Source organism: Thermostilla marina (genome assembly GCF_054657455.1).
In genome coordinates this window covers 3,207,700-3,233,189 of sequence record NZ_BAAHYR010000001.1, presented here as the reverse complement: position 1 = coordinate 3,233,189, position 25,490 = coordinate 3,207,700, and the positions used below count along the sequence as shown (strand labels likewise).

Genomic DNA, 25,490 nt, shown 5'->3' with positions numbered 1-25,490 from the left:
GCGGCTTTCTGTTTGAGATCAGTTCGCTTGAGCGGTCGTTGTTTCGTTGTTCGGTAGCGGGGGCGAAGACGTACGCGGCGAGTGGATAGGAATGTCGAGCCATACCCGCGTTCCCCATCCCGGTGCACTCTCAATACGCACACCGATGTCGCAGGCGCGAGCGGCATCTCGAACAACGGCCAATCCCAGGCCGGTCGATAACCGGCAGTGCCTTGCGGCTTCGTCGGTGCGGTAGTAATCGTCAAATACGTGCGGCAACTTGTCGGCGGGAATGCCGATACCGTGATCCCGGACCATGAAGGTCACCTGGTCGTCCGATGCCGTCTGGAGCGACACGTGCACGGTATCGCCGTCGTGTGAATAGTTCACCGCATTCGTCAATAGATTGTCGACGATCATGGTAATGTAATCTTTGGGGACCGTGATTTCGACGGGACGCAAATCCGTTTCGAAAGCGATTCCCCGTTGCTGAGCCGTCGGCTCGATTCGCCGAATGAGGGTTTCTATCAGTTGATCCAAGCGCAAACGCTCGGGAGCAGGAGGGAGTTGTGCCTCCGACCGCAGGTTGGCCAGCTGCAACATGCTTTGGATTTGCTGCGACATAAACGCGCATCGCTGGGCGATCTTTTCGGTGATGCGAGCAGCCCGTTCCGGAAGTACACCGCAGTACCCGTCCAGCAAGAGCTGGGTGTTGGCGTGGATCGCTGCGAACGGCGCTTTGAGTTGGTGGGTCGTTTGCAGCATGTGTCGCATCCGCTCACGGCTTCCCGCCTCGAGCCGAATGTTGGCAGCCGCCAGCTCTTGATCGCGACGGTGGAGCGTGTCGGACAAACGGGAAGCAAGGTACCAAATCGAGATCCACAAGAAGCAAGTGAATGCCGTTTGCCACGCAATGACGTTCTCATCGTCGGGGATGGCGGCACCCGCAAAAAGGCTTGCAGGGGGAACGGCGCCGGAGGCCTCCAGCCCCACAAGTGCGACATACGATACGATGGAAACCAGCAGGACGATCAAGCTTTCGGTAGGCCGAAAGAAAATACACGACAGGACGATATGGCCTAAGTACATGAACGGTGCAAACGTCGAGAGACATCCCATGTGATGGATCACGACGGTCAGCACGGCTAGATCGAAAGCGATTTGGAACCAAATCACCGCCTTGCTTTGTTGCCAGGAGATCTCTTTTCCCAGCCGTCGCAACCACGCCAAAAAACCGAGATTGGCGATCGCCAGAACGATGGCGACGGTCAATGTCCAGCCGGGGCCGATCGACAAGCCGAAAAGGGACCAGTTATCGGTGACCAACGCTCCCAATCCGGCGGCGGTCAATGCAATGACAACGAGCCACCGCAAGCGACAAAACCATTCGGCATTGTAGCGAAGCAGTTCGCGTTCACGTTGCCGGAGCAGGGCATCGACGCGATCCTGGTCGACCGGGCGTTTATCGGCTGGAGGCAGCACGTAAACGGCCGGGGCCGATTCCGTCATGGTTACGTCTCCTGGCTGTGCGAAGGGGGATCGGATGCCGTGTGTCCTTACTGAATTCTCATACCTCCCATACGCTACCCGAGTTCAGCAAACTGTTCAGGTCGCCGAGCCCCTTCTTTTTGCGGACCTCGCTGATTTGTTCCACGAGTAGGTCGTTGTAGGTTGGTCGGTCGATGTCGCGGAATACGCCAAGGGCCGTGGGAAATCCGGGCGGTTCCAAAGCGGCGAGCATCGCGGGCAATGCCGGTGACTCGGCGCGAACGTCATGCACGAGAACGTCTTCCAGTTTTCCCCCTTGATCCAGGTCGATGATGTACGGCTGCATGTTGCGAATTCCGATTCCCTTCCGACGGTCTTTGCCGAAAAGAATCGGCCGGCCGTCCTCCAGCAGAATACGATGATCGTCGCGAACGTCCCGGGCGCTGATGCTTTGGAACGCACCGTCGTTGAAAACCACGCAGTTCTGCAATATCTCCACAAAGGAGGTGCCACGGTGTTGAGCCGCGGCCTCAAGAACCGTTTCTAAGTGACGTGGGTCTGCTGCCACGGATCGAGCAATGAACGTGGCTCCTGCGGCGATTGCGACACGAACGGGGCTGACCGGTTGTTCGATTGTGCCGTAGGGGCTCGATTTGGTGCGTTTGCCGAATTCGGAAGTCGGTGAGTATTGGCCTTTCGTCAACCCGTAGATCCGATTGTTGAACAACAGGATGTTGATGTCGATGTTGCGGCGGAGGGCGTGAAAGGTGTGGTTCGTCCCGATAGAAAATCCGTCGCCGTCGCCCATCACGACCCACACCGAAAGATCGGGGTTGGCGCATTTGACCCCTGTTGCGATCGCAGGGGCACGTCCGTGAATTCCATGGATACCGTAGGTATTCAAGTAATAGGGAAAACGGGACGAGCAGCCGATTCCCGATACAAACACGAAGTTCTCGCGGGGAATGCCCAGCTTAGGAAGAACCTTCTGAACCTGCGCCAGGATTGAGTAATCGCCGCAACCCGGACACCAGCGAACCAGTTGGTCGTTTTTGAAATCGGCCGGGGTCAGGGATTGGCTACAACGGGAAGGCCCACGTTCAACGGCTTCGGACGGTGTGTTCACTGGAAATCAACTCCTCGATTTTCGAGCGAATCTCGCGAATCAAGAAAGGACGGCCCTCGACGACCGTTAGGCTCTCCACCGGTCGATCGGTCATCGCTTCGATCAACAGACGCAATTGACCTGCGTTGTTTTCCGGAATGAGAATCCGATCGAAGTTTGCAAGAACGTCTTTCAGATTGCGAGGGAACGGATTCAAATAGCGCAGATGAGCAAAGGAAACGGGCAGCCCTTCGCGCCGACAAGCCGAGACGGCGCCGGCCGCAGCACCGTAGGTGCTTCCCCAGCTCAAAACCAGCAAGGGGCCGTGATCGTCGCCTGATACATCGAGTTCGGGTATGTCCTCGACAATACGTGCAATTTTCTCGTGCCGTAGACGGGTCATCTTGGCGTGATTGGGACCGTCGTACGTTACGTTGCCGGTCGGATCTTCTTTTTCCAACCCGCCGATACGATGTTCGAATCCCGGTGTCCCCGGCGGAACCCACGGTCGGGCGAGCGTGGTAGGATCCCGCTTGTACGGTTGAAATTCTTCCAGAGGGATTTCTTTGCACGATCGCAGATCGGGCAGGCTCGCGGGATCGGGGATGCGGAACGGTTCGGCCCCGTTGGCCAAAAAGCTATCGCTGAGAAGAATCACCGGTGTCATGTACTTGGTTGCCAGCCGCACCGCCTCGAATGCCATATGGAAACAATCGCTGGGCGTTGCGGCGGCCAAGACCGGAAGAGGACTGTCGCCGTGACGGCCGAATCGCGCGATGAATAGATCCGACTGCTCCGTCTTTGTCGGCAGGCCGGTGCTCGGGCCCGCACGCTGCACGTCGATCAACACCAAAGGCAGCTCGGTAATGACCGCCAGCCCCAGGGCTTCAATCTTCAACGCCAATCCCGGACCGCTCGTGCCGGTCACGCCGATCGATCCTGCGTACGAGGCGCCGATCGCCGCACAACACGCTGCGATTTCGTCTTCGACTTGCAGCGTGCGCACTTCGAACTCTTTGTATTTGGACAGTTCGTGTAGAATGTCGCTGGCCGGTGTGATCGGGTAGCTCGCATAAACGATCGTGCGGGCGGCGCGACAACCTGCGGCGACAAGACCGATTGCAGCGGCCTCATTACCGGTAACGCGACGATACCGGCCGGGAGGGAGCTTGGCTTCGTGAACGTGGTAGTAGACCCGGAACAGTTCAGCCGTATTGGCGTAGTTGTAGCCGGCACGCAGCGCGGCGGCATTGGCCGCCATCACGTCTCGCTTTCCGGCGAATTTTCGCATCATCCATTCCAGAAGCGGCTGCAGGGGCCGGTCAAACAACCACAACAGCACGCCCAGGGCGAAAAAGTTCTTACTACGCCCCTTTTGGAACAACGGCAAATCGATGTCGCGAACCGCCTGCTCATTCAACCGCGTCATCGGGACGGGGATGACACGGAACGGCTCCAGCGTACCATCTTCAAGCGGATTGGATTCGTAACCGGCCTTTTCCAACGCCTTGGCGGTGAAAGTGTCTTCGTCCAGAATGACGATGCCGCCCGGTTCGAGATCTTTGAGATGAACTCGCAACGCGGCAGGATTGAAGGCGATCAACAGTCCCGGAGAATCGCCGGGGGTCGTGATGTTTCCGCTTCCGAAACTGAGTTGATAAGAGCTCACGCCGCCCACGGTCCCGGCCGGGGCGCGGATTTCGGACGGATAGTCGGGCATCGCACAAATGATGCTACCGTCCATCGAGGAAATGTCGGCAAACTGTGTTCCGACTAATTGCACACCGTCGCCGGAATCGCCGGCAATACGGACCGTTGCACTGTCGATTTCGACGAGGTCTTTGAGATGGGTGTGATGCGCGGACATGAATCATCCTTCACGATACGCGAATCGTAGAAGTTGCGAGCTGAGCAAACACATTCCGTGTACAACGAGTGATGCGGCAAGTTGGGAGATGCAAAAAGGCGAGATCTTTAGGGCTGAAAGATGATTGAGTATCGTGCCGTGCCGATTGGGCCTGTTTTGCCGCGCCGACCATTTTGCCGCCTCCCGACGCACGATATACCTTAGTGTCAATTTCGTCAAGAATTATTGGTGCTTTCAGCCAAAAGGTGAATCTTTCGGATTGAATCAATGCGCGTGGCGGTTGTTGTGCTCCGCAAGAGTTCGATGCGGCTGGGAGTTGAACGTTACACCGGTTCTTCGGGTGTTGTGGATTGAGTCGATTCCCAAGTGTGCGACAAAAAGGAGAATCGCACGATGGTATTCGGGAGCATCTTTTCTCGTCCCGCCGGGATCTCAAGGTAGCAGTTTGCCTCGACCGCCGAAAAAATGTCCGCTGAACTAATCCCCGGCGTGGGGGTCAACCGCCATTCCTTTTGCGCGTCGTTCCAGACTGCTTCGGCAAGGACAAAATGCGTTCTTCCCGGTTTCGGCAGAATGGGAACATTGAGCTTGCCGACCAAGTCGGTCGGCCCCGGTTCTCCACGCAATCTCATGACGGCCGGACGAACGTATCGGTGACAGCAAAAGTGAGCCGCCAACGGGTTACCCGGCAGACCGAAGAAAACCTTGCCGGTACCGACGGCGAACAGCAAAGGCTTTCCTGGCTTCTGACGAACCTTGTGGAAAACGACTTTCGCACCGAGCGATTGCAGCACTTCGGGGACAAGGTCGTAATCACCGACCGACACGCCGCCTGTAAACAACACGACGTCGGCATCGGCATGGCGGGTGACGGCCGCCCCCAGTGCCTCGGTGGTGTCGCGGGCATGGTCGATTCGGACCGTACGAAGCCCGTATTCGTGCATCAATGCCGCCAGCATCGGCGCGTTTGAATCGCGGATTTGCGCGCCCGTCGGCCTCTGATTCCACGGAACGAGTTCGCTGCCGGTGGTGATCACCGAGACACGCGGTTGCGGGACGACCTTCACGGCTGTTTTTCCAAACGAGGCCGCAGACGCAATCGCCAGAGGGGTGAGTCGACCTCCTGAGGGGAGTACGACTCGACCGCGTCGGCATTCGCTTCCGACGGCGGCGATATGCGTTCCCGCGACCAGTTGGTTCGGCAGCACGATGATCGACGCCGTATCGTCCGCGATGCGTTCTTTTTCCACGACGGTATCGGCGCACGGCGGACATGGAGCCCCGGTCATGATGCGGACCGCTTCGCCCGGGCCGATCGCTCTCGGAAAACGACTCCCGGCGGCCACTTCGCCGACGATGCGAACGGGCTTTCCGGCATCCTCGGCGCGAACGGCGAAGCCGTCCATCATCGAGCGCGGAAACGCTGGGAAATCACGATCGGCGGCGATGGGTTCGGCCGCAATCAGGCCGACCGCGTCGAGCAGAGGGACCTCTCTGGGCGTTAGCGGCTTCAATGTTTCGAGAACCAACCGCAATGCCGTGTCGGGTGAAACGAGGGTGGTTTCGGGTGGAGACATGAGCCCCTCGGAGATGAAGACGTCGTTGGGACGGTTGTCGGAAGAATTATATGCAGATCACGAAGTTGAAAATCAAAACACAATCCTCGATCAACGCTTTCGCATATATCGCGAAACGTTAAAGGACTCTCTCGCCGAGCAAACGGGCCCGGCGAGAGAGCGTTCCTTCTTGCACGAAGAGATTGCCGTGGCGGTGTCAGCCCTCCACCGGCACGAGTTTCACGTACGTGTCGTAGAACGAGGCGCTCGCGCCGACCGGGTCGGTCAAGCAGACGTCTTTGAGCACCGGATCAATGCCCAGAACGGGGTTTGGGCACAGCCCGCCGCGACGACGGTGATCTCCGGCGATCGTCTTCGGGCCTTCGCCGTCCTCGACTTCGACGTCCGAGGCACCGTAGGCCCAGTGACCGTAGTGCCACGACACACCGATCACGCCGGGACGCATTCCTTCGACTGCGTCGATGCGGCCGACGACGTCGATCGTCGTACCGTTACCCAAGTCGACCTTTCCGTCGGGGTTCGACGCCGACACCAGCCGGACCTTTTGGTTCGGACGCAGGCCGAGTTTTTCGGCATCGCGACGGTTGATCACGATCTTGTTTTCCGGCTGCATCGCGATATTCGTCCAGTAGTTGCTGATCGTTCGCGATTGGCCGCCGAACGGTTCTTTGAAGGTGATCAGGTGCAAGGGGTATTCGCCGTTGCCGTCCAACGGTTTGCCGGAGCAGTCGAACTGTCCTCGGTAGATGGGCACTCCTGAAAACGGTTCGCCGCTGATGCTGTTGTTTTGCTTCGCCGCTTTGTCGACGAAGAGTTGGAACATGACGCCGGCTTTCTTCTTCATGTACGGCCCGTCATACCAGGTTTCGGCACCGTTGTACCGACCGCCGCGGTTGAGGACGTACACGACCTTCGGCCAAACGTCGGCCGGGACGGCCTTCTTCCACTTTTCCTCGTCGAACACGCTCTTGGGCAGGTGTCGGCGGGCCTTGCGGAAGAGTTCCATTTCGGCTTCGTCGGCGTCCGGAACGGCTTCGCCGGGCTTGTCACCGACGGCGATGTTGGCAACCAGCTTGAGGAACCAGTCTTCCGGTCGATGGAAGTCGATTCCGGGACCGAAGGCGTCTTTGCCGATGCCGGGGAGTCCCAACTTCTTCCCGACCGCCAAAAGGAATGCTTCCAAGCAGATCGGCATCGTCTCGCCGTCGACGTTGCACTCCTCCGTCAGCGGTTTGGCGACCGGTTGACGGACCTTGCTCGTTGTCGACGCGATGTCCGGCGTGGCGTGCGGTGTTCCCCACCGTTCCATGTAGGTGAGGTCGGGAATGATGTAATCGGCGTACATCGACGTCTCGCCGATGACGATGTCGCAGGCGATGAACAGCGGAATCTTGTCGGGATCCCGGAGCATCTCGATCTGCGTGTGACCGGCCGGTGTCGCCAGAACCGGCGTACCCTTGTGTAAGAACAAAATCTTGCCGGGGTAGGGGTAGCCCGATGCGGCTGAGGGGATAATCTCCTGGTAAATATTGTCGCTGAAGGGATACCACGGGCGTTTTGCGGGATAACCTTCTTCCTTGAAGAGCAGATAATCCTCGTACCGGCTCTTCTCTCGGGTAACCGGCGGCCCGAAAGTCGGGAACTTACTGGGGTGCATCTCTGCGAAATTGAAGATGTTTCCCTCTTTCCCGCCGGATTCGTGCCAGTGGCTGCCGCCGCCGGTCAAACCGCCTTTCCAGTCGCCGTTCCCGATGAGTACGTTCAGGGTGATGATGGCACAGCCCGCGTAGTAGCCGTCGGTGTGCTGCACCGGACCGCGGTACAAGTCGATGGCGGCTTTTTTGCCGTGGCTGGTGAATTCGAGGGCCACCCGCTCGATGAGCTCACGCTCGATTCCCGTGATCTCGACGTATTCGTCCCATGTGCGGGAATCCGCTTCTTCCTTGATCAATTGAAGGGCGCTCTTGACCTCGATGTCGCCGACCTTTCGCACGACGAACAAATCGCCTTCGACCGGGTTTTCCGTGTCTTCGGGCGAGACCGCCAACAGCTCGTCGCCTGCGGCGACCACGTATTGATCGGCCGTGCCGACGCCCGCTTCTTCGGCGCTCAACAGACCGGTCGGTCGGCCATCTTCGATCTTGACCAGCCAGGCGGCGTTCGAGAAGGTCGGTTCACCGTCGGCGTCGGCGGCCGCACGGTTGGCGTTCCGCAGGTACTTTTCGTCATAGTGCCGATTGTCGAGAATCCAGCGGATCATGGCGTACGCCAAGGCACCGTCGGCTCCCGGTTTGACGGGCAACCACCAGTCGGCTTTTCCGGCGTCGTTCGACAGACGTGGATCGACGACGGCGACCTTCAAGCCGCGGTCGACGACGCTGCTGGTCACTTTTTCGGCCATCGGCGTGAGTCCGAAGTTGGCCGTGTAGGCACCTGTTCCCCAGAAGATGACGAACTCGGCGTTCAGCAAATCGACCTTCAAGTGTGTTTTTGCGCCGCCGGTCATCAACTTGTAGGCGATATGATGCGACTGCTCGCAAATTGTCGTGTGTTCGAAGGCATTGACCGATCCGAAGCAATTGTTGGTGAACCACTTCATCAACTCTTTCCGGCCGTGTTCGATACGACCGGCATCGAAGATGAAGCCGTTGTTTTTCGGTCCCAGGTCAGGGTGATCCGGATCGATCAGCTTATCGAGATGATCGGCATACTTTTGTTTGAACTCGTCGAGTGTCATATCACCGGCGGTCACGGCCTTGGCGTCTGCCGCAATTTGGGCGGCCAGATCGCGATCGTCGAGTGCATAGACTTCTCGGAATCCCGGATAGTGCCGGTCGTCGCCGAGGTCCTTGAACAATTGCCCGCCTTCGACGACCTCTTCGATGAATTGATCGAACGGAATCGCCTTCCACTTGTTCGAACCGCGCGGCCCGTTGCGTTTGAGAACCTTACGAATCCGGTAAGGATCGTAGTAGGTTTGAATGCCGGCTTGCCCCTTGGGGCACAGCTTGGCATCGATCTTGGCCGCCTCTTGAGGCGGCGTATCGTAGGGCAAGTGCGGCAGGTAATTTTGCGGGCTGTACGGATTGCCGCTCAGCTTGGCGAAGATGCCGTCCCACGTCTTGGCCTTGATGGGGCAAGCGACGTGACATTGCAGGCACACGCCGTAAAGCACGTTTTCGGCCTTGGCGAGTTCGTATTCGGGGAACTCCTCTCCGAAAGTGCGTTGCGTGCCACATCCTGAGAAGAGGGCCAAGCCGCCGACGAAGGCCGAGCTGCGAAGCAGGGCGCGACGGCTGATGCCGCGGCCGCCCGATCGCTGTTTATCGTGATATTTGGATTTCGTATGCATGGATTCGGTCTCCTCTATTCGTTGGCGGTCGTTTCAACCGGCAGGAGTTTGCAGCCCAGGTAAAAGATGGTGATTCCGAGTGCAGCGATGAACGCGACCATCGACCATTCGAAGACCGACGGCACGTACTCGAACCGCAATCGCTTGTCGATGAAGGCATTTTGCAAACCTTCCAGTTGCGGGACGACTTGGGCCGGGATCACGATGTTCAAACGCACGGCCAGGAACGTGAGGGCGATCAAACCGCCCCCGACCAGCGATGCCACACGCGATCCGGGCTTCGCCAGCAAGAGAACCAAGGGAATCGCCGCTCCGAGCAGCAAGTGCACGATCCAGAACACGTACCAGAACTTGCCGAACAGAACCATGTAAATCGGCGCGTTTTCCGAGCCGACGGCGTACCACAGTGGAATGGAGAACTCGGCCCATTCCAACAGCAAGTCGAACACCAGCAGCCCCAGGACGATCTTGCCGAGGAACTTCAGAACGTCACGGGTCTGCTCGTTGTCGTCCCCGGTCAAGGCGACGATCGCCATCAACAGACCACCACCGGAGAGCAAGGCCCCGGTCAGGAAGAAGATCGGCACCAACGAACTGTGCCAATACGGACGAGCCGAGAGCGTCGCAAACAAGGCTCCGACGCCTCCGTGGAAGGCGATGGCCAAGGGAATACCCAGCGCACCGAGGACCTGCAACGTCTTGCGACTTTTCTCGCGGCAGGCCGCCGCGCCGTCGCCGCTCGGGCACTTGTGGCCCAACGAGAGCAACCGGTACAGGGGGGCCAGGCTGCCGCCTTGCGATGCAAGCTGCGAAAGGTCGCATCGCAAGTCGAACCACAGCTCGGCCAGGATCAGGATGAAGTAGGCGGTGTACAGCCACACCATCCAGGCCATCATGCTGGTGAAGTGCGGCCGCGTGAACACCTCCCAGAAACGCCACTTGTGGCCGAGGTCGATCCAGATGCTCAACAGCGCAATGAACAACGTCGTGACGGCCAAGATCAAGGCCATGCGACCGATCTTTTCCAGTTTCTTCACGCCGAATACGTACACCAGAGACGACAACAGGAATGCCCCGGCCGACAACCCGATGAAGTAGATGTACGCCGAAACCCACAAGCCCCAAGGGACGTAGCTGCCGTAGGCCGCCGCATCACGACCGCTGGTCAGCCAGGTGACCACGCCCGGCAGTCCTACCAGGAGCAGGACGAGCCAGATCAGTCCGACGATACCTTTTCCAACTGCTTTCATGGCTTTTGTGCTCCCGTTTTCAGACCAAGTAAAACGTCATCGGTTCCGTGCCGGCTTCTTCTTTCAGTCGCGTCGCATGCGGCGAACCGATCAAGCGATGGACAAGACTCTTCGGGTCGTTGTAATCGCCGAAGTATGTGGCGCCGCCCACGCAGGTTGTCGTGCAGGCGGGTAACATGCCGTTTTCGATGCGATGCAGGCAGAAGTGGCACTTGTGCGCGTTGCCGATCGGGGATGCGTGTTCGCCCGGGTTGCGCTGATAGATCTTGCCGTATTCCATGAAGGGGCGCGTTTCGTAATCGGCGATCGCCGGCGTGCCGTCGCCGTAGAAGTCGCCGAAGTCGGCCGTTCGTGCGTTGTACGGGCAAGCCGACAGGCAGTATCGGCAGCCGATGCAGACTTCATAATCCATCGCCACGATTCCGTCGGGACGCTTGTACGTGGCCCCGACCGGGCAGACGGGCGTGCAGGGAGGATTGTCGCAGTGCATGCAAGGTCGCGGCGTGAATCGCTTCCGGACGTTCGGATACTCGCCGATTTCTTCCTTTATGACCGGGCGATAGACGACACCCGGCGGCAGGGCGTTTTCGGAAATGCAGGAAGCCGTGCAGGCCTCGCAGCCGATGCACTTCCGAAGGTCGATCACCATGACCCACCGTCGTTGTTCGATCGGCTTCTTCAACGCGCGTTGCAGGTCGGCTCGCATGACTTCCAGAATGTTGCCGTCCACCATTGGAGGCGGTGCGTCACTCGGGGAAGCCGGTTGTTCGGCCGTTTCTTCGGCCATGACACGACCTGCGACGGCGGCGGCTCCCGCTGCGGCCAGCATCTCGGCCATCGCAGTGCGCCGAGACGGCTTGGCGTCGGCGGGAGCTTCCGAAGATTCATGCTTGGAATGCTCGGCCATGTGGCACCTCCCGTGAGCAAAAGGCGAAAAAGGGATCAAAGCGTTTCGTCGGCAGCGGAAGATGACCCAGGATCATCGCCCGCTGCGGGCTGGTTCGGTGTAGGTGAGTCGGGCGTCGTTTCGCCGCGTGGAACGGTCGGTAATTCAACAGCGATTTGACCGCTCAAAGACGCATCGATCATGCCCAAAGAATCGACGGGCCGGAGGTATGCTGTTTCTCCTCGCGTGGCGCAACGAAGGAGTTCCGAGTGTACGGAGCGGGCATAATCGCCGACGTCGGCGACGCTGGTGTTTCGTAGCTTTTCCAACAGCTCTTGGCGAAGTTCGCCTGCATACGAGTGCAGCGGGCAAGGGGCCTTATCGTTGCACTCGCGCAACCCCAGTATGCAAACCTTCTCGGCGATTTCCCCTTCGACTGCCGTGATGACGTCGATCAGGCGAATCTCGCCGGCGGGTTGGGCCAGCCGAAACCCTCCTTGGTAGCCTCGCTTGGTTTCCACGAGGCCGGCTTTGCCCAGCGCGTGCAAAATTTTGCGGAGGTAGGGCATCGGAATTCCGGTGCAAGCGTTGATCTGCTTGGAAAGCACCCAAGCGCCTTGTGTCCGTTCGAGACACCCCAACGCCAAGATCGCGTAACCGGTGGTTCGCGAAAAAGCAAGCATCGCCGATCCTCCAAAATTTGTCTGACAGAAAAGACAATATCACAAGATGACACAAAGGTCAACAATATTGAGGACCGGTTTATCGCAAAATGTCAAGTTGGTTTGTCGAGATTGTGTCGGCGAGTTGTGGGCGTCGTAAGTTCTGATTAGATATTCGGTTGAGCGTTTTCTCGAAGGTTTTTGTGGGGCTGAGTCGACAAAAACACTCTTCTTAATGCGGTGAAAAAGTTTTGCGAAAATGCCCGCATAACCGATACGACTTGTGTATCTTGCCGTTTTGCCACTTGCGTCCGACATAATTCCGGAATGCGATGCCCATGAAGATCGAACGATACCTGCGGTTCGCGACGCTGGTATTCCTCGCCGGATGGTTGCTGCATGCGGGGGCTTTGCAGGCACAGCAATCACAGGATTTGGGGGCGTTTTGGAACGACGGGAACGCTTTCGGTGAAGGCGATGATCGCCTTTTGCAGACGTTGCAGGCCCAGCAGGCAAAAATTGCCGAGCAGGAAGAACGCATCCGGCGGCTGGAAGCGGCCATGAACGGGAACGTCGTGCCGGTTCAGGCAACGCAGCCGTCACCAACGCCGATCGAAGCCGAGGCTGGCGTCGAGTTTGCAAAACCGATCGTGGTGTGTCCGGAAGTGGAAGGAAACGTTGCGCCCGTCATCATCGGCGGCCAATATCGGTTGATGTTCAACGCTTCGAATTACGATTGGCACTCCGAAGAGTTGAGCGACGATCAGCGTTCGCAGACATTTTTCAACCAACGCTTTCGTACATGGTTGACCGTGCGGCCCAACGATCAGGTCGAAGGATATCTCCAGGTCGAGATGGGCCACATCGCCTGGGGCGAAAACTACGACTACCCGAAGACGTATGTGGGCCCGCGATTTCCCGGGGCAGACGATCGGGTGGGTATCGAACTGCGACGAGGCTACCTGACGTATCGTGCCGAACCGTGGGGTGTATTTCGCGCAGGCATTTTGGGGGAGCAGGACCGTTTCGACCAGACGTTGTTCAGTTCCGACTGGGATTTCAATCTCGGCGGTTTGGTTTGGGAACGCACGTGTTCCATGCTCGGTGATGCTGATTTTCGCTTGGGGTTGTTCGCCGTCACCGAAGGCGATTATCAGGCTGCGGACGATACGTTGTTGTTGACGCTGGATGTGGATTGGAATGCGTGCGAAAACCGCAATTTCGGCGTGAGCGCGTACTATCTATCGGATCGGGGAGAGTACTCGTATCCGACGGTCGACGGCTACGACGAAAGCTGGGACGTGTGGTTGGGGGCACGAACTCGTTTCGAGTTGTGGGGATTCCCACTGCACGCGTTCGCCTTGTACAACTTCGGGGAACGGCGTGATTCCGAGACGCTTCCGCTGTTCCAACATGACGGTGTCGGGCTCAAGCTCGAAACAGGGCCGGTACCGGTGGGGTCCGGTGCGATTAGCGCGCAGGTGCTTTATTCCAGCGGCGATGGTGATCCCGATCCGTACTATTCGACGGAATTTCGGACGGTCGCCCAAAGCGAACGCGACAATTTCGGGGCGCAGGGTTACTGGAGTTATCTCGTGATCACCAGTCCCGACGGTCCCAGCGATGTAAACGACTTGGGCGTCGGTCTGCAAAACCGGGGACTCGGCTTGTTTACCGTCCAAATGCAGTACGTGTTTCCCGTGTTTGAGCGACTCGACGGACGTCTAGCGGCCGGGTGGTTAAGGTCCGACGTGCGCCGACCCGCGAGTGGTTCGTTCGACATGGGAACCGAAATCGCCAACGTTTACACGCTGGACTTGGGCGGTGGTCTGACGGCCGACATGGGAGCTGCGGTGTTTTGGCCCGGCAATTTCTACAAGTCTTCGTCCGCAGCGGCATCGCCTGATACGCTCTACGAAGCATTCACGCGGCTGCAACTGGTCTTCTGAAGGACGAAGCCTGCCTCTGAGCCTTCGGCACGAGCGAACACAGAACGCGCTCTTGCGTCAACGGCGGCAGTTTGCCTGGAAAACACTTCGCGAGCCGATTACGCTGAAACGGCACGGTTTGGAAGGTGTTCGGGGACGACGGCAACCTCCGGACGCCGAACTATTCAGTGTGCCGTTTCTGAAAGGAGCAGGTCATGGGGGATAGGGTCTGCCGAAGGCTCGTGGTGTGCGCCGGATTCCTGGTGCCTTTGACGGTCGTTTTACCTGCGGCGATGTTTGCGCGCGGTGAAGAACCTGTCGTCGTGTCGATCAATCCGACGGAGCGGGGCGAGGAGATTTCTCCGCTCATCTACGGGCAGTTCATCGAGCACTTGGGACGCTGCATTTACGGCGGAATTTGGGCGGAAATGCTCGAAGACCGCAAATTCTACGAACCGGTGGGTGCCGACGCATCGCCGTGGAAGGTGATCGGAGATGGCGGCGGCGTGAGCATGGCAACGGATGCGCCGTTCGTCGGGAAACACACGCCGGAAATTACCTTGCCGGGCGATGGAACCGTTTGCGGAATCGAACAACGCGGATTGGGGTTGGTTGCCGGGAAGGAATACGACGGACGCGTTTGGCTTGCAGGCGACGCTTCGGCGGCCCCGGTGAGCATTTCGCTCGTATGGGGCGACGAGGCCGATGAACGCTCCACGATCAGCGTCGATTCGCTTTCGAGCGAGTATCGCAAGGTTCCGCTTCGATTCACATCGGGGGCGAATACCGAGGACGGTCGCTTGGTGATCACTTCGCGCGGCAGCGGCGCGTTTCGCATTGGAACCGTTTCCTTGATGCCCGCCGACAATGTCGCAGGAATGCGGCGCGACACGTTGACGTTGCTGCGGGAACTGGATGCTCCGATCTATCGTTGGCCGGGCGGTAATTTCGTCAGCGGGTACGATTGGCGCGACGGAATCGGTGATCCGGACCGGCGGCCGCCGCGAAAAAACCCCGCATGGAAGGGCATCGAGCACAATGATTTCGGCATCGACGAATACATGCGGTTCTGTCGCCTTCTCAGGACCGAGCCGTACATCGTCGTCAACTCCGGGTTGGGAGATGTGTCGTTGGCTTTAGCCGAATTGGAATACGTCAACGGACCGGCCGACAGCGAATGGGGCCGAAAGCGAGCCGAGAACGGCCATCCCGAGCCGTACGGTGTCGTGTATTGGGGGATCGGCAACGAGATGTACGGCAACTGGCAGCTCGGGCACATGCCGCTGGAAGACTACGTCGAAAAGCACAACGCTTTCGTCGAGGCCATGCGGCAACAAGATGCGTCGATCCGCGTGATTGGTGTGGGGAACGTCGGCCGTTGGACGGAAGGAATGCTCCGGCATTGTGCCGATCACATGGACTTGATCAGCGAACACTTCTACGTCCAGTACCGCGAAAACGTGGTGGAACACGTCGCGCAAGCAGCAAATCGAGTGCGGGCGATTGCAGCAGCGCATCGGAGATACCGCGACGAGATTCTCGGCGGGCGGGCGATTCCCGTGGCGCTCGACGAATGGAACTACTGGTACGGCCCGCACCTTTACGGCGAATTGGGGACGCGATACTATCTGCGCGACGGCCTCGGGGTTGCTGCGGCACTGAACGAATTCGCTCGCAATACGGACGTGTACGCGATGGCGAACTACGCGCAGACGGTCAACGTCATCGGTGCGATCAAAACCTCGAAAACGGTGGCCGCATTCGAGACGACGGGGCTGATGCTCAAGTTGTTTCGCCGCCATTTCGGCAAGATACCGGTCAAGACGAGTGTGGACGGGCCGCTCGACGCCCAAGGAGCCTTGTCGGCGGACGGAAAGCAATTGACGCTGTCGATCGTGAATCCGACAGACACGGCGGTTGCTGTCACGATCGATATCGGGAAAAAGCGGCCGAGCGGTAAGGCGGTCGCTTGGGAGGTGTCGGGCGAAGGTCCCCAGGCGTACAACGAGCCGGGCAAGCTGCTGAACGTCGATATCGTTGAAAAGAGTGTCGTTTTGCAACAAGGTTGTTGCCGCGTGTCGCCGTGGAGTGCAACCATTTTGGCGATTCCGCTCGAATAGCGACGCAGTGAGCCGAAGGACGCTTCAACGAAAACAGAACGCCGACGCGGTGGAATGCTGCGTCGGCGTTTGTATTGGTACCTTGCTTCCCCGGTACAGGGGCAAAGTGGTTGGATTTGCCGCTCTCAGTGCGTGATGGCGTAGACGAGCATGTTCGTGCCCAATTTCAGGGCATCTTCTTCTTTCAGGCCGTAGCTGTAGGCATGGGGGAATTGCTCCCAGCCATTGCCCAAATCGAATCGGCTGTAGACCACGGCCAATTTGCCGTCGATCGAGATCGCCTCGATCTCGGGAGCGTCGAGGTCACCGAAATCTTCCCGCACGCGAGGCGTGTAGGCCACCGTGTCGATATCGTAGTGGCAATGGAACAGCGGATGGTCGAGCGCGAGGCGTTCCAGCCGTTGGTTCGGGAAGACTTTTGACAGCTCGCGACGGAATGCCAGGTCGAACGTCAACCTTCCGCAGCAGGCGTCGGCGAACAGAATACCGCCCGCTTTGAGATAACGCTGCAACAGGGCGACTTCTTCGTCGTTCCATACGAAGTCGCGGTGTCCGGTCATGTACAAGATCGGATAGGTGACCACGCCGGGATCGGTGAGTTTTACGTTTTGACGCTTGAATTTGACTTCCAGCGTCGAGTTGTCGCGGGCATGTTTCAGCAGGTTGTGGACGGCCGAAGGGTCGGGATCCCAGTCGCCGTCGTGAATGATTTGGGCAAAGACGAAGTCGTCTCGCGACGGGGCGTCGGCTTCGTAGTAAACCTTGGTCGTGCTCAAGAAACGCGCCAACTGGTAATTGCCCAACACGTAGGTGATGATGTTGGCGCCCATCTGGCGGGCGACGTCGATCGTCATCCGCAATCCACGAGGATGATCGTGTCCGTCCCAGCCGCATGTCATATCGCGCGGCGAGAAGATGACCCCCGCCCGGCAACCGAAATCGATCGACTCAAGACAGGGTTCTTCGTCGAAAGTGGAGCCGTCCGCCCGTTGATACGTCAGGCTGCCCAGCTTGTAGTACGACGAAAAGAGCGGATCCTCCGGCAGCATTTTGCGAAGCGGACGCCCAGGGAAAATGCGGCTCATTTCGTCGCGGAACGACTTGGCAAAATCTTCCCAGCCGCAACAGGCGTCGGCAATGATCGTGCCGCCGTCCATCACGTAGCGGGCCAGGCTCTGGCGGACTTCGTCGGTCAGCTGAAAATGATTATGTCCGGCGAACAGCAAAGCCGGCAATTCGCGTGGATCGAACGAAAAGTGACCGAAGTCGGCTTCGATCGCTCGGTAATTGATTCCCAACTTGTCGTTCGTCCATTGCAGCAGCGTCGAAACGTCGGCCGGATCGGTCATCCAGTCCCGATACATTACCCGTTTTCCGTCACGCGTGATCCAACGCGTAGGCCCCAAAGCCATCTTGCCGATCAAAGCCGGCGGGCTCGGCGGGCGTTTCTTTTCGCTTCGCCGCAACGGCGTGACCGGCAGCGGCAACGGGGCGAAGGACTCGCCGCCGGTGCGGTGTTGTGGTTTGGCTTTCGGCGGCGGTCCGCAATCGATCGGCCCCGAGTTTTCTTCACCGAAGCCCAACGACGGCACGGCCATTCCGGCGGCACCGCCGATCGCCCATGTCAGTCCTGCCACTTCCAGGAAGCGACGCCGAGAATGACCAGTGTGTCGACTCATGATCGTTCTCCTTTTGTGAACGGCGGAGAGAAACCGCGCCTCTTCACGTCTCTCTCCATTGTACCTCTTCTCTCGACTCCTCAAAAATCGGAAATGCGGATTGTGTCGGTTCGATATCGGAGGAATTTCGTCCATTACAATCCCGTGGGGGCACGCTCTGTCGGCCAGACGTTTTCCAGCGAGGATGCCTCCATTCGTGCGGCGTTACGAAGAATCGCCGAAGTGCCGGCCACGACGTCGACCGAAGGCGTGCCCTCGAAAATGAGCAGTTCATCCACGACACCGGGCCACACGTACGCCCTGGCGCCGTCGCGATCGGCTCCGATCCCGACCGAAAAACGTTCGGTTGCCGATGCCGAGTAGCCGCGCAACGGTGTTTTCTCGGCGAGCGGCAAGACATCGCCCGTCGCCGGGTCGATCAGATGCAATGACACCAAACTTTCGCCCGAAGTAGCGGAAGCGGTGATCGTGAATACGGCGCAAAACCACTTGCCTGCCTCGGGGGCTGTCCCGTCCCAGGTCAAGGTTTCGGTGTCGGAATGTAGTTCGATGCGTCGGTCGGCACCGAATGCCCATTGCAAATACTCGCCGTTTAGCGATTGCAACATCAACAGGGTGCCGAGTTGCTCGGCGACATGAATACCGGGCGACTCCGGATCGTCGGACGCGGGAAAGCCGTCGAAGCGAGCGAGGACGACAAAGGTCGCCGGTGTGGGCAGCGAGAACGGTTCTTCGAGCATCAGGCCGGCACCGCCGTAATTCCCGGGATCCAAGCGGCGAAATTGCACGGCAGGTTCGCGGGCGAGACCGGAAACCGGCACGACATCGCGCGTCGTGCGGCCGTGTGAGGTTGCAACCGGAATGAGAACGCCGGTTCCGACAATCGCCGGAAAACGATTTCGCTGCGATGCGAAATCGAAAACAGTCGCAACGTGCCCGGTGCGGGTCAAAGTGTCCCGCCAAAGGGGCGTCGGTGATGCGTCGGGAGGCACCAGGGCGGAAATCACATCACCGGTCCACGAGATCGGCCGGGCAGTCAGAGAATCGCGTGTTCGGGAGATGCGTACCGCCTGTCGGGGGGCTAGTTCGACCGAGTCCGTGTTTCCGAGGTCTTCGGTCCAGCCGACGACGCCTTCGGCTACCTCGATATCCATTGCCGTTTTTTCGACACGCACAGAAAAGGTCGTTCCTTTGTCGCGAACGATGCCGAAGGGGGTTCGGATCGTCCACTCGCCCGTTTTTGGGCGACTCGTGATTGCGAACACGCCGCGATGTAATTCGATCGTCTTGACGCGGCCGAGGGAAAACGCTGCCGTGCCTTCGAGGAATAAAAGTTCTCCGGTCGGCCCCGTCAGCCAGATTCGCCCCGAGGTGAGCTGATACTTGCAATCGGCGATGAGCGAGTTCTCTCTCGGGAGGGTCGACGAATCGTTCCAAACGGCGTTTTGTGTCGCAACGATGAGGAATTTCGTAGCCGAATCGTCCGTGGTTGCCACAGCTGTGGAATTTGTCGGCGCGACCGGGCGAGCCGTTTTCGAAACGAGGTACAGCGAGACGGCTACTGACACTACCAACACTGCGGCGGCAGCCAACGCGAACGTCTGGTATCGGGGACGAGGCGATTTGTGCGCTTGTGGTAGTCTGCGAACGGCATTACCGGCCGAGGCGCCTGTGGAAAGGGGAGATGGGGTTCCGAACCGCTCGTGAGAGGTTGCGGATTCATCGCCTGTCGGCGATGAACCGACAGGCACCTCGACCGATTCATGCCAATACAGCTCTCCGATCAGAAAAAAATATTCGACGAGTTTTCGTCGAAGTGCCGGATCGGCCGACAACTCTTCCAATCGGCGCGCATCGTCGGCCGAAAGTATGCCGGCCTCCAGTTCGTCGACGAGGCGATCGAATTCGGCGTGCGATGCGTTCATGGGTGTTCGCTGCGGGCGATTTCCCGACGGATACATTCGAGGAGTGTCATCCTCAAGCGATGAAGTGCGCGACGGACGGCGCCGACCGTTCGATGGTAACGTTTCGCCACTGTTTCGGTGGTATTGCCGTCACGGTAACGATCCAGCAGCATGTTGCGGTCACGGGGACGTAACTTACCGAGGCAGCGGTGAAGGGCCTCGCGTCGCTGATCGACTTCGTTCAATAGTTCCGAGGCCTCGTCGGCCAGCGACTCGAGAAACTGCGGCGACAACGACATGCCTCGCTTCGCCTGCCGCTCTCGCCATTTGAGGATTTCGTAATAGAGCACTCGGCAAGCCCATCGCGTGAAATCGGACTCAGGTGCGAACTCATCGAATTTTTGCCACAACACGACACTTGCCGACTGAACCACTTCTTCTGCCTCGACGGGATCGTGCAGAAGCGACAGCGCATAGAGGAAAAGCCGTCGTTGAGCGGCGGCAAAAAGCCGAACGAATTCGGCGCATCGGTCTCGTTCGAAAGAGGGGTGCACAGGATTTTGGCCGATCCAAGGTGGCGTTGATTCTCCCTCCGTCTACTTTACCCGGCTCGGTTGAGAAATCGGACAGCATTTTTCAATACGTTTTCCCTTCTCGGCCCGAAAGGGGAGCCGCGCCCGCGAACGAAAGCAATATGGCGAAGATGCGTGCGTTCCTGGCCGGAGCGTCATGAATGTGGCAGGCGGACGACGGACGTTCGAGAGGGATGAGTGAATCGCGATTTATATGTTGATTTTGTGTACAACAGAAAATAATCTGGGGGTGTTTGGATGATCGGTCATCCAACGCCACACCGTCCCCCTCCCACTTTGTTGAATTCGCGCGAAGGAGGTATCCGATGTTGCGAGGCCTTGGATTGACGGCGGTGTGTTGTTGTGTCGCGGCGTTGGCCGGTGGATTTGCCGCCGAGGCGCAGGCCGAGAAATTGGCAGGCAGTCGGCCGAACATCATCCTCGTCATGACCGACGATCAGGGAATGGGCGAATTGAGTTGTCTGGGGAATCCGTACTTGAAGACGCCGAATCTCGATCGATTGTATTCGCTCAGTACGCGGTTCACCGATTTTCACGTTAGCCCGACATGTTCGCCTACGCGGTCGGCCATCATGAGCGGGCGCCATGAGTTTCGGAACGGTGTGACCCATACGATCCTCGAGCGGGAACGGATGGCGCTGAGTACGTATACGATCGCCCAGGCGTTGCAATCCGCCGGGTACACCACCGGTGTGTTTGGGAAATGGCATCTGGGCGATGAAGCGCCGTATCAACCCGAGAACCGCGGGTTCGACGAGGTGTTTATCCACGGGGCGGGCGGTATCGGCCAGGCCTACGATTGCAGTTGCGCCGATTTTCCGCCGAACCGAGAAAACCGCTATTTCGATCCGGTGATCAAGCACAACGGGAAGTTGGTGAAAACCCACGGCTTTTGCACCGACGTCTTCTTTCGCCAGGCACTGGGGTGGATCAAACAGTGTAAAGACGGTGACCAGCCCTTCTTTGCTTATATTCCGACCAACGCCCCTCACGGTCCGATGATCGCACCCGAGGAATACAAGAAGCCGTTCCTTGAAGCGGGCTTCGACGGTTCGACCGCGGCCCGATTCGGGATGATCGTCAATATCGACGACAACATGGGGCTGCTGATGAAGAAGATGGATGAATGGGGCTTGTGGGACAACACCTTGTTGATCTTCCTCACCGACAACGGCCAGTCGGTACTTCGCGGTCGCAAGGACGGCAAGCAGATTCCGCTTTATACCGCAGGCTTCAAGTCGGGGAAGGGAACGCCGTACGAGGGCGGCACGCATGTTCCCTGTTTCTGGCGATGGAAGGGCGTTTTGGGGGAAGGCGTCGATATTCCTGCCTTGGCAGCGCACATCGACTTGTATCCGACGTTCGTTGAATTGGCCGGCGCGAAGCTGCCGGAGAAAATGCAGAAGCTCGACGGTCGATCGCTTGTGCCGTTGTTGGAGAACCCGAAAGCCGAGTGGGCGGATCGCTGTTTGTTCGTTCATCGCGGCCGTTGGCCCAAGGGTGCCGATCCCAATGACTACAAGTTCGAAGGATGTGCCGTTCGCACGCAAAAATGGCGGTTCGTGAACAACGAGGAGCTTTACGACATCGAAAACGATCCCTTCGAAACGACGAACGTGATCGAGGAACATCCGGACGTCGTCGCTCGATTGCGTGCGGCATACGATCGGTGGTGGGAAGAGACGCTTCCGTTGATGGTCAATGAAAACGTGCCGAATTCCCCCGTCCGACCGCAGTGGGAGTTGTACGAAAAGCAACTGAAGACGGAAGGTATTCCTGATTGGGTGCCGCCCGAGTTGTAATCGTTGAAACGCGGCAATCGAGATCGCCCTCGACTTCGGCCGAGGGCGATTGTCCAGGTGAACACCAGGAGAACACCCATGAAATCGGCCTTGGCTTTGCCACTTTTCGTGATGATAGGTTGCCTTGCAGGGACGACGATCGTTTCAGAAAAGCATGCGAAGGCCGACGACCTGCCCAAGCCGAATGTGATTGTGTTCTTGGCCGACGACATGGGCTTGGGCGACACCAGCGCGTATCAGGATTGGACGGGCAACCCCGACGAATTTCAGGTGGAAACCCCGGCGATGGAACGCTTGGCCAAGATGGGGGTTCGCTTCACCGATGCCCATTCACCTTCGAGCTTATGTTCCCCCACGCGATACACGTTGTTGACAGGACGTTACTGTTGGCGATCGCGGTTGAAATACCACGTTCTTTACGGTGTCCAATGCGACCCGATCTTGGAGCGAGAACGACTGACGTTGCCGGAGTTCTTGAAGCGAAACGGCTACCGCACCGGCATGGTCGGCAAGTGGCACTTGGGTGTCACGTACCGGACCAGCGAAGGCAAACCGGCCGACGGCTGGGACGACGCCGATCTGACGCAACCGCTTTACGATTGTCCGTTGGATCATGGATTCGATTATTTCGTAGGCTTTACGCGAAGCCATCCGACCTCAGGTCCCGACGGCGACAAGGGGAATCGGCCCAACCAGCGGATCGGGCCCGGTTGGATTGAGGGGCGACGAGTCGTCGGTGCGACCGGCAACGGCAAACAGCTCGACGGTTCCTATCGATTGCACGAAATCGGCGAGGCGCTGCACCGTCATGCGATGCGATTTCTGGAGGAGGTGTCGCGCGACGATACACCGTTCTTTCTGTACTTTGCCTCGCCCGCTAACCACCTGCCGCACACGCCCAGCGAAAAGATCGGTGGTGTACAGGTTGTCGGGGCCAGTCGTTTCAAGAACGGCAATCCGACGAACTCGGCAAGATACGACTTTATTTACCAGAACGACGTTCACATCGCCCACTTGCTGCGATTCTTGGAAGAAACGCCGGATCCGCGGCGCCCGGGGCATCGGCTAATTGAAAACACCGTATTCGTTTTTTCCAGCGACAACGGGGCCGAGCGCAACGACAAACACGCAACGGGGCCGTTGCGGAGCAATAAGGGGTCGTTGTACGAAGGTGGGCATCGTGTACCGTTGATCGTGACATGGCCTGCCGGCGGGATCGGCGACGGGCGAGACGACACGCCGGGTAAGACGTGTACGCGGCTGGCGGCATTGACCGACTTGTATGCCACGTTTGCGGATATCCTGGACGAGCCGTTGCCGCCCGTATCGGGGAAGGAATTCGGCGCTGAGGACAGTGTTTCGCAGTTGGCCGCCATGCGGGGAGAATCGTGCTTGCCGCGACCTCCCCTGTTCCCGAACAATCACAAAGAGGCATCGCGAACGTTGGCTCCCGAGTTGGCCTGGGTGGCGGTCCGTTCAAACGCTGCGCCGCTGCCGGGACAGTGGAAATTGTTGTTGGATCATCGCTTTGCCTACGGCGAAGGGGTGTATCCGAAAGAACTTTACAACCTGGCCGACGATCCGATGGAACAACGTAATCTCATCGACCGGCCGGAATGCCGACCCGTGATCGAGTTTCTGACGGCAAGAGCTCGGCAAGCGATGGGGGACCACGGCAGCTCGCGAAACTTGAAGTAAGAACGTGCGGCCTGCGAACTCGATCGCAAGCCGCACCCATCGTGTTCCGGTCTGCACGCCGTGTCGATCGCCTTATGGGTGCGCGAATCCCGCATCCAATGCGGTCATGTATGCTTGGTAAGCTGCCGCAAGGGTGTCGCGGTCGGGTTGGCCGCGGTGGATCCACACGCGATAGGGCATGTGGACCGGCTTGCCCGCTTCAAGCGTTCGATTTTGGGTGCCCGGCCAACCGACGCACAGCGGTCCGTAGTGCCGCGTCAGCCACATCGGTGGATAGTCGGGAAAGTGCTTCGAGATGAAGATTGCCGCGCCGCTTGGGTGTTCTCGATGATCGAAGGTGGTGGTGAAGTCGGCCCACGGCAATCGGGTTTCGGTCAGATCGTTTTTGGTGACGCCATCGGGGACCGTGATGATCGAGGCGTTTGCGTTCGGTGGGCGAAAACGGATTGTCGGACCGCCGTAGCTCTTGCCTTCAGCGCCTCGTAAGGTGAGTTCGACCTTCGGAATGAGGAACAGATCGACATCAATCGCGCGGGTATCGTCGTCGGCGGGGTAGACGGTTATCCAGACGCGTTCCGTCAACACGTGTCGATCTCCTTCGAACCAGCCGTTCTCGAAACCGAGCACGCAGGCGGTCGGCCCGATTTCTTGGGCCAGCCACTTTACGAAACGCTGACGAAGGTTTCCCTTGTCTTCCCAAAGGCTGTACTCGTTTTCTCCGATGATGACGTGGGGCCAAGTCCAAAACATCCCGTGGTGATGATAGTGGTCTTTCGGGAAATCATCCGTCAGTATCTCGCCATCCATTCCCCAAATCGGGTGGACGTAGCAGGCGCGTTGCCGTCGGGGCTCGTTTTCGGGCACGGTCTCGTTCACGATCGTGCCGTAGTTGTACTGTAAGACGGGGGTGCTGTCTTGGTAGATTCGCACTGATGTTTTATCGACATCTTCCAGCCGAAACAAAGGCGCGGCTTTTTTGCGGGAGGAGAGGATCGAGTATTCCGACGTCTCGTCGACAGGCGGAACGACGGCAATCAGCCGCGCACCCGGAACCGGATTGCCCGCTTCGTCAAACCCGGAGCCTCGCTGGCCCACGGCTGTCACGTCACGACCGGTCGCCCGCAGGGTGACCGGCATCGGTGACGAAGAAAGGGTACTCGGCAAGGTCAGCGACAACGGCACAGGACGGTCGTGCGGCGGGATGACGACCGGTGGAAGCGCCGGGCTTCGTGAGGCAAAGCAAAGTAAGATTATGAGGGTGGTAGCGATAGTCGTCGGTTTCGGTCGATTGCGCATCGGGTTCCTCCGCGGAGACGGTGGCGAGTGGAGACAGTATACGCGGTGATCGTGGGGGGGCGAAAAACGACGTCATTATAGTTTGCTGCCTCTGTGAACTGCAAACGGGGATCATTCACAGATCAGCGTCGATGCGCGGTGCGACCAGTCGGAATATTGGGTACCGATCGGGGGAACTGATCTTTCGCCTCGTGCCGGTTTGTGGTATCAACCTCGTTGCGAGACGACAGATCGTGCGGCGGACCGTGCGCACTTCCGGCACGCCGTCGTCGTCGCCGCGAACGTAAATCGTAAGAAACGGAGA

General features: G+C 58.7%; 16 protein-coding genes. 4 read left to right on the top strand and 12 right to left on the bottom strand.

Going from position 1 to position 25,490, the window contains the following annotated elements; all coding sequences use genetic code 11:
• Nucleotides 1-18 precede the first annotated feature (18 nt).
• From ACYQ2I_RS11840 to ACYQ2I_RS11805, 8 genes are all read right to left on the bottom strand, one after another.
• The gene (locus tag ACYQ2I_RS11840) at nt 19-1,488 is read right to left on the bottom strand and encodes a sensor histidine kinase (RefSeq protein ID WP_460167224.1); all 1,470 of its coding nucleotides are present in this window, start codon (nt 1,486-1,488) and stop codon (nt 19-21) included.
• A 58-nt stretch (nt 1,489-1,546) separates the two neighbouring features.
• Nucleotides 1,547-2,593: a 2-oxoacid:ferredoxin oxidoreductase subunit beta gene (locus ACYQ2I_RS11835; protein ID WP_460167223.1), complete on the bottom strand. Its 1,047-nt coding sequence runs from the start codon at nt 2,591-2,593 to the stop codon at nt 1,547-1,549.
• Nucleotides 2,568-4,439, bottom strand: coding sequence for a 2-oxoacid:acceptor oxidoreductase subunit alpha (locus tag ACYQ2I_RS11830; protein WP_460167222.1), 1,872 nt, complete (start codon nt 4,437-4,439; stop codon nt 2,568-2,570). Before ACYQ2I_RS11830 ends, ACYQ2I_RS11835 begins: the two co-directional genes overlap by 26 nt.
• A 323-nt stretch (nt 4,440-4,762) precedes the next feature.
• Nucleotides 4,763-6,016 (bottom strand): molybdopterin molybdotransferase MoeA, encoded by a 1,254-nt coding sequence (locus ACYQ2I_RS11825; RefSeq protein ID WP_460167221.1) that lies wholly within the window; start codon nt 6,014-6,016, stop codon nt 4,763-4,765.
• Nucleotides 6,017-6,212: 196 nt separating this feature from the next.
• A complete protein-coding gene (locus ACYQ2I_RS11820; protein WP_460167220.1) occupies nt 6,213-9,368 on the bottom strand; it encodes a molybdopterin-dependent oxidoreductase in 3,156 nt (1,051 codons plus the stop codon).
• Nucleotides 9,369-9,382: 14 nt separating this feature from the next.
• Entirely contained in the window at nt 9,383-10,618 is a 1,236-nt protein-coding gene (gene nrfD, locus ACYQ2I_RS11815) for an NrfD/PsrC family molybdoenzyme membrane anchor subunit (protein WP_460167219.1), read from the bottom strand.
• A gap of 19 nt (nt 10,619-10,637) precedes the next feature.
• The gene (locus tag ACYQ2I_RS11810; RefSeq protein WP_460167218.1) at nt 10,638-11,525 is read right to left on the bottom strand and encodes a 4Fe-4S dicluster domain-containing protein; all 888 of its coding nucleotides are present in this window, start codon (nt 11,523-11,525) and stop codon (nt 10,638-10,640) included.
• A 35-nt stretch (nt 11,526-11,560) separates the two neighbouring features.
• On the bottom strand, nt 11,561-12,187 hold the full coding sequence (locus tag ACYQ2I_RS11805; protein ID WP_460167217.1) for an RrF2 family transcriptional regulator: 627 nt from the start codon (nt 12,185-12,187) through the stop codon (nt 11,561-11,563).
• 317 nt (nt 12,188-12,504) lie between these two features.
• Here ACYQ2I_RS11805 and ACYQ2I_RS11800 point away from each other — a divergent pair, with 317 nt between their 5' ends.
• Nucleotides 12,505-14,115 carry a hypothetical protein gene (locus ACYQ2I_RS11800; RefSeq protein WP_460167216.1) on the top strand — a complete coding sequence of 537 codons (1,611 nt, stop codon included), beginning with the start codon at nt 12,505-12,507 and terminating at the stop codon, nt 14,113-14,115.
• Nucleotides 14,116-14,309: 194 nt separating this feature from the next.
• Nucleotides 14,310-16,214: an alpha-L-arabinofuranosidase C-terminal domain-containing protein gene (locus ACYQ2I_RS11795; RefSeq protein WP_460167215.1), complete on the top strand. Its 1,905-nt coding sequence runs from the start codon at nt 14,310-14,312 to the stop codon at nt 16,212-16,214.
• A gap of 125 nt (nt 16,215-16,339) precedes the next feature.
• Here the strand turns inward: ACYQ2I_RS11795 and ACYQ2I_RS11790 are convergent, their stop codons facing one another.
• The 3 genes from ACYQ2I_RS11790 to ACYQ2I_RS11780 all read right to left on the bottom strand — a co-directional run bounded on the left by ACYQ2I_RS11790 (nt 16,340) and on the right by ACYQ2I_RS11780 (nt 20,351).
• On the bottom strand, nt 16,340-17,893 hold the full coding sequence (locus ACYQ2I_RS11790; protein ID WP_460167214.1) for a DUF4159 domain-containing protein: 1,554 nt from the start codon (nt 17,891-17,893) through the stop codon (nt 16,340-16,342).
• A gap of 134 nt (nt 17,894-18,027) precedes the next feature.
• A complete protein-coding gene (locus ACYQ2I_RS11785) occupies nt 18,028-19,818 on the bottom strand; it encodes a FecR domain-containing protein (protein ID WP_460167213.1) in 1,791 nt (596 codons plus the stop codon).
• Nucleotides 19,815-20,351: a sigma-70 family RNA polymerase sigma factor gene (locus ACYQ2I_RS11780; RefSeq protein WP_460167212.1), complete on the bottom strand. Its 537-nt coding sequence runs from the start codon at nt 20,349-20,351 to the stop codon at nt 19,815-19,817. Before ACYQ2I_RS11780 ends, ACYQ2I_RS11785 begins: the two co-directional genes overlap by 4 nt.
• Nucleotides 20,352-20,695: 344 nt before the next feature.
• Between ACYQ2I_RS11780 and ACYQ2I_RS11775 the strand changes: the two genes are divergently transcribed.
• Together ACYQ2I_RS11775 and ACYQ2I_RS11770 are read left to right on the top strand one after the other, a co-directional pair.
• Nucleotides 20,696-22,192, top strand: a complete 1,497-nt coding sequence (locus ACYQ2I_RS11775) for an arylsulfatase (RefSeq protein WP_460167211.1) — start codon at nt 20,696-20,698, stop codon at nt 22,190-22,192.
• 78 nt (nt 22,193-22,270) lie between these two features.
• The gene (locus tag ACYQ2I_RS11770; RefSeq protein WP_460167210.1) at nt 22,271-23,890 is read left to right on the top strand and encodes a sulfatase family protein; all 1,620 of its coding nucleotides are present in this window, start codon (nt 22,271-22,273) and stop codon (nt 23,888-23,890) included.
• A gap of 72 nt (nt 23,891-23,962) precedes the next feature.
• Here ACYQ2I_RS11770 and ACYQ2I_RS11765 read toward each other — a convergent pair whose 3' ends face one another.
• Complete coding sequence (locus ACYQ2I_RS11765; RefSeq protein WP_460167209.1) at nt 23,963-25,186, bottom strand: DUF6807 family protein; 1,224 nt, start codon at nt 25,184-25,186, stop codon at nt 23,963-23,965.
• Nucleotides 25,187-25,490: the final 304 nt, after the last annotated feature.